At 68.5% G+C, this 5,119-nt stretch carries 5 protein-coding genes; all 5 read right to left on the reverse strand.

Annotated features, from left to right (window positions below; genetic code table 11):
• The coding region (locus ABNT58_RS03145; RefSeq protein ID WP_348752057.1) for an aminotransferase class I/II-fold pyridoxal phosphate-dependent enzyme at window positions 1–592 on the reverse strand (592 nt) is incomplete at its 3' end.
• A gap of 154 nt (window positions 593–746) precedes the next feature.
• Window positions 747–1,970, reverse strand: a complete 1,224-nt coding sequence (gene ftsZ, locus ABNT58_RS03150) for a cell division protein FtsZ (protein ID WP_348752058.1) — start codon at window positions 1,968–1,970, stop codon at window positions 747–749.
• Window positions 1,971–2,058: 88 nt separating this feature from the next.
• A complete protein-coding gene (gene ftsA, locus ABNT58_RS03155) occupies window positions 2,059–3,288 on the reverse strand; it encodes a cell division protein FtsA (RefSeq protein WP_348752059.1) in 1,230 nt (409 codons plus the stop codon).
• A gap of 18 nt (window positions 3,289–3,306) precedes the next feature.
• Complete coding sequence (locus tag ABNT58_RS03160; protein WP_348752060.1) at window positions 3,307–4,125, reverse strand: cell division protein FtsQ/DivIB; 819 nt, start codon at window positions 4,123–4,125, stop codon at window positions 3,307–3,309.
• Between the two features lie 4 nt (window positions 4,126–4,129).
• Window positions 4,130–5,116, reverse strand: coding sequence for a D-alanine--D-alanine ligase (locus ABNT58_RS03165; protein ID WP_348752061.1), 987 nt, complete (start codon window positions 5,114–5,116; stop codon window positions 4,130–4,132).
• Between the last annotated feature and the right edge of the window lie 3 nt (window positions 5,117–5,119).

The following is a 5,119-nucleotide window of genomic DNA, read 5'->3' on the forward strand; positions in this document are numbered from 1 at the left end:
CGCCCACGCTCTTGGGCTGAAACAGGTAGGGCGAGGTGACGGTGTTGTCCACCACGTACACGAGGCCGCGCTCGCGGCACAGCTGGCCGATGGCTGCCAGGTCGGGGATTCGGGTGCCGGGGTTGGAGATGGTCTCGACGAACACCATCCGCGTCTCGGGGCGCAGCGCCGCTTCCACGTGGGCCACGTTGCCGGTGTCCACCTTGGTGGTGTTGATGCCCAGGTCGGCCAGGGTGCCGAACAGGCTGTTGGTGTTGCCGAAGACGTACTTGCTGGACACCACATGGTCGCCGGCGCGCAGCAGCGTCAGGAAGGTGGCGGTGATGGCCGCCATGCCGGTGGCAAAGCTCACGCTGCCCACGCCGCCTTCCATGCGGGTGATCAGCGCTTCGAGTGCGGCGGTGGTGGGCGTGCCCTGGCGGGCGTAGTTGAAGCCGCCCTTGATGCGGCCCTGGAACACACCGATCAGGTCTTCCACTTTCTGGAAGCCGTACTGCACCGAGGTGTGGATCGGCATGTGCACCGCCCCATGCTCGGCGCCAGCGTCCTGGGCCGCGTGCACGGTGCGGGTGGTGAAACCATAGTCGCTCATGTCATGTTCTCGTGTGCCGCCGGGGTGGCGGCATCGGGTGACATTTTGAACGACGACAGACCGCCGACCGCGGCCGGCGCCGGGTCGCCCCAAGGCGGCCGCGGCAACCCGCCCGGCGGGTGGTCCCGCGTACCCGCGGGACCGGGTGCCCCATTCAATCCGCTTGTTTACGGAGGAACGCCGGGATCTCGATCTCGTCCATGCCGTTGCTGGCCAGCGCATCGACCTTGGCAGCCGCCTGCGTGCGGCCGTTGCGCCACACGCTGGGGGTGCTCAGCTGGCTGTAGTCGTGCTGCATCGGCGCACCGCCCAGGCCGCCCACGCTCATGGGCTGGGCCACGTTGTTCAGGATGGGCAGGTTGTCGGTGCCGGTGCGCAGCACGGGCGCGCTGTGCACCACGCTGATCGGGGCCTGCTGGCGGCGGGCCGGCGACAGGCCGGTGGCGATGACCGTCACGCGCAGCTGGTCGCCCAGGCTGTCGTCGTAGGCGGTGCCATAGATCACGTGCGCATCTTCCGCGGCGTAGCGGCGGATGGTGTTCATCGCGTTGCGGCTTTCGGCCAGCTTGAAGGTGTTCTTGCTCGCGGCAATCAGCACCAGCACGCCCTTGGCGCCCGACAGGTCGATGCCTTCCAGCAGCGGGCAGGCCACGGCCTGCTCGGCGGCCTTGGTGGCGCGGTCGGGGCCGCCGGCCTGGGCGGTGCCCATCATGGCCTTGCCCGGCTCGCTCATCACGGTCTTGACGTCTTCGAAGTCGACGTTCACCAGGCCCGGCACATGGATGATGTCGCTGATGCCGCCCACGGCGTTGCGCAGCACGTCGTTGGCATGGGCGAAGGCTTCTTCCTGGGTGATGTCGTCGCCCAGCACTTCCAGCAGCTTCTCGTTGAGCACCACGATCAGCGAGTCGACGTTGGCTTCCAGCTCGGCGATGCCTTCGTCGGCGGCCTTCAGGCGGCGGTTGCCTTCGAACTCGAAGGGCTTGGTCACCACGCCCACGGTCAGGATGCCCATTTCCTTGGCCACGCGCGCGATCACCGGCGCGGCGCCGGTGCCGGTGCCGCCACCCATGCCGGCGGTGATGAACAGCATGTGCGCGCCGTCGATCGAGGCGCGGATGCGGTCCACCGCTTCTTCAGCTGCGGCCCGGCCAGCGGCCGGCTTGGCGCCGGCGCCCAGGCCGGTGGTGCCCAGCTGGATGACGCTGTTCGCGCTGCTGCGGCTGAGCGCCTGCGCGTCCGTGTTGGCGCAGACGAAGTCCACGCCCTGAACGCCCTTGGCGATCATGTGATCGACAGCGTTGCCGCCGCCGCCACCGACGCCGATCACGCGAATTTGAGTGCCTTGGTCGAATTCTTCGATCATTTCGATGGCCATTGTTGACTCCTTGCCTAGCAGTTGCCGTTGATTCATATCAGCGCTCGTGGCGCCCTACCTGTGCGAAGCCTCAAACGGGCTTCTTCTACTAAAACACCCCAAAAAACCAGTCCTTGACGCGGCCGAACAGCGTCTCCACCGAGCCGGCCTGTGCAGCCGCCTTGTGGCCCCGCGCACGCCCCAGCCGCGCTTCCTCCAACAACCCCATGACCGTGGCCGAGCGCGGGTTGGCCACCATGTCGTGCAGCGCTCCGCTGTACGTGGGCAGGCCCTTGCGCACCGGCTTCAGGAAAATGTCTTCGCCCAGTTCCACCATGCCCGGCATCACCGCCGAGCCGCCGGTGATGACGATGCCGCTGGACAGCAGCTCTTCGTAGCCGCTGTCGCGGATGACCTGGTGCACCAGCGAGAAGATCTCTTCGACCCGCGGCTCGATCACGCCCGACAACGCTTGTCTGGACAACATGCGCGGCGCGCGGTCGCCCAGGCCCGGCACTTCCAGGTTCTCGCTCGGGTCGGCCAGCAGTTGCTTGGCCACGCCGTACTCGACCTTGATCTCTTCCGCGTCCTTGGTGGGCGTGCGCAGCGCCATCGCGATGTCGCTGGTGATCAGGTCGCCCGCGATCGGGATCACCGCCGTGTGGCGGATCGCGCCGTCGGTGAAGATGGCCACGTCGGTGGTGCCGGCGCCGATGTCCACCAGCGCCACGCCCAGGTCCTTCTCGTCCTCGGTCAGCACCGCATGGCTGGAAGCGCTGGGGTTGAGCACCAGTAGGTTCACTTCCAGGCCGCAGCGGCGCACGCACTTGATGATGTTCTCGGCCGCGCTCTGCGCGCCGGTGGCGATGTGCACCTTGACCTCGAGCCGGCCGCCGCTCATGCCGATCGGCTCCTTGACCTCGTGGCCGTCGATCACGAATTCCTGCGGCTCCACCAGCAGCAGCCGCTGGTCGTTGGGGATGTTGATGGCCTTGGCCGTCTCCACCACCCGGGTCACGTCCACCGGGGTCACTTCCTTGTCGCGCACGATCACCATGCCGGTGGAGTTCTGCCCCCGGATGTGGCTGCCGGTGATGCCGGTGTACACGCTGGTGATCTTGCAGTCGGCCATCATCTCGGCCTCCTTCAAGGCCTGCTGGATGCTTTGCACCGTGGCGTCGATGTTGACCACCACGCCGCGCTTGAGGCCGTGCGACGAGGCCACCCCCAGCCCCGCCACGCGCAGTTCACCGCCGGGCAGCACTTCGGCCACCACGGCCATCACCTTGGCAGTGCCGATGTCGAGCCCGACGACGAGATCCTTGTATTCCTTGGCCATCTGTGTGTCCTGATGTCATCAGCGTTGCCGTGCGGCCGCGGGACGCGGCGCCGGCTTGTTTCGCACCGGCGGGGGCGGTGCCACCAACGTGGTCACGCCCTGGATGCGCAGCGCATAGGCATCGTTGTGCCGGAGATCGGCGTACTGCAGCGCACGGCCCGGGTACTGGGCCATCACCTGCGGCAGCGTGCGCACGAAGCGTTCGGTGCGCTGCACCAGCACGTCGTCGGTGCCGCGGCCGATCTCGATGGTGGCGCCGTTGTCCAGCTCCACCGTGAACGAGCCGCGGCGCGACTGGCGCAGCGTGTCCACCTCGGCCTGCAGCGGCGCCAGCACCGGCTGCAGCCGGCGGTACAGCGCCAGCATCTGCGCGGCGCTGCCTTCGGGGCCGGCCAGCGTGGGCAGGCCTTCCTCTTCCACGTCGCCCAGGTTGGCCTCGAAGACCTCGCCCTGCAGGTTGACCAGGCGCTCGTCGCCGTTGTCGTCTTCCCAGTAGGCGGCGGCCTGGTGCTCGGTGAGGGTCACGGCCAGCCGGTTGGGCCACACCCGGCGCACGATGGCCTGGCGCACCCAGGGCACCGTCTCGAAGGCCGCGCGTGCAGCGGCCAGGTTGATGGTGAAGAAGTTGCCCTGCAGCTGCGGCGCGGCATTGGCGCGGATGGCGGCCACGCTGCTGCGCGCCAGTTCGCCATCGACCACGATGCCACGCAGCGCGAACACCGGCAGCCGGGCCACCCAGGCCACCGCCGCCGCCACCAGCACCAGCGACGCGAGCACGAACACGGTGTTGGCCACCGCGTTGGTCAGCCGCACGTCGTTGGGCAGGGCCATGTTCATGCGTTCACGCATCCGAGGTCGGGCGGGTCGAGTCCAGCCGGGCACCGGCCAGCAGGTGCAGGCACAGCTGCTCGTAGCTGATGCCGGCCGCGCGGGCCGACATCGGCACCAGCGAGTGGCCGGTCATGCCGGGCGAGGTATTCATCTCCAGCAGGAAGGGCTTGCGGTCGCTGGCGCGCACCATCAGGTCGGCACGGCCCCAGCCGCGGCAGCCCAGCGTGCGGTAGGCCTGCACCACGATGCGCTGGATCTCGCGCTCCTCGGCCTCGGGCAGGCCGCTGGGCACCAGGTAGTGCACGTCGTCGGTGAAGTACTTGTTCTGGTAGTCGTAGGCGCCTTCGGGCGCCACGATGCGGATGACCGGCAGCGCCTGCGCGCCGGCGCCTTCGCCCAGCACCGGACAGGTCACTTCTTCGCCCTCGATGAACTCTTCGCACAGCACTTCGGGGTCGTAGCCGGCGGCCAGCTGCACCGCTTCCTGCATCTGCGAGTAGCCCTGCACCTTGGTCACGCCGATGGACGAGCCTTCGTGCGGCGGCTTGACGATCAGCGGCAGGCCCAGGTCGTCGGGCACGGTGCGGATGCGCTCGCGCGTCTGCTCGCCGGGCTGCAGGCAGGCATAGCGCGGCGTGGGCAGGCCCTCGGCCAGCCACAGGCGCTTGGTCATCACCTTGTCCATCGCCACCGCCGAGGCCATCACGCCCGAGCCGGTGTACGGAATGCCCAGCAGCTCCAGCGCGCCCTGCACCGTGCCGTCTTCGCCATGGCGGCCGTGCAGCGCGATGAACACACGCTGGAAGCCTTCATGCTTGAGCGCCGCCAGCTCGCGCTGCGCGGGGTCGAAGGCATAAGCGTCCACGCCCTGGCTCTTCAGTGCATTCAACACGCCGGTGCCCGACATCAGCGACACCTCGCGCTCGGCCGAGCTGCCGCCCATCAGCACCGCGGTCTTGCCCAGGGCCTTGGCGTCGATCTTCATCGCGTCGCTCATGCC

Source organism: uncultured Aquincola sp. (genome assembly GCF_964001545.1).
GTDB lineage: Bacteria > Pseudomonadota > Gammaproteobacteria > Burkholderiales > Burkholderiaceae_C > Aquincola.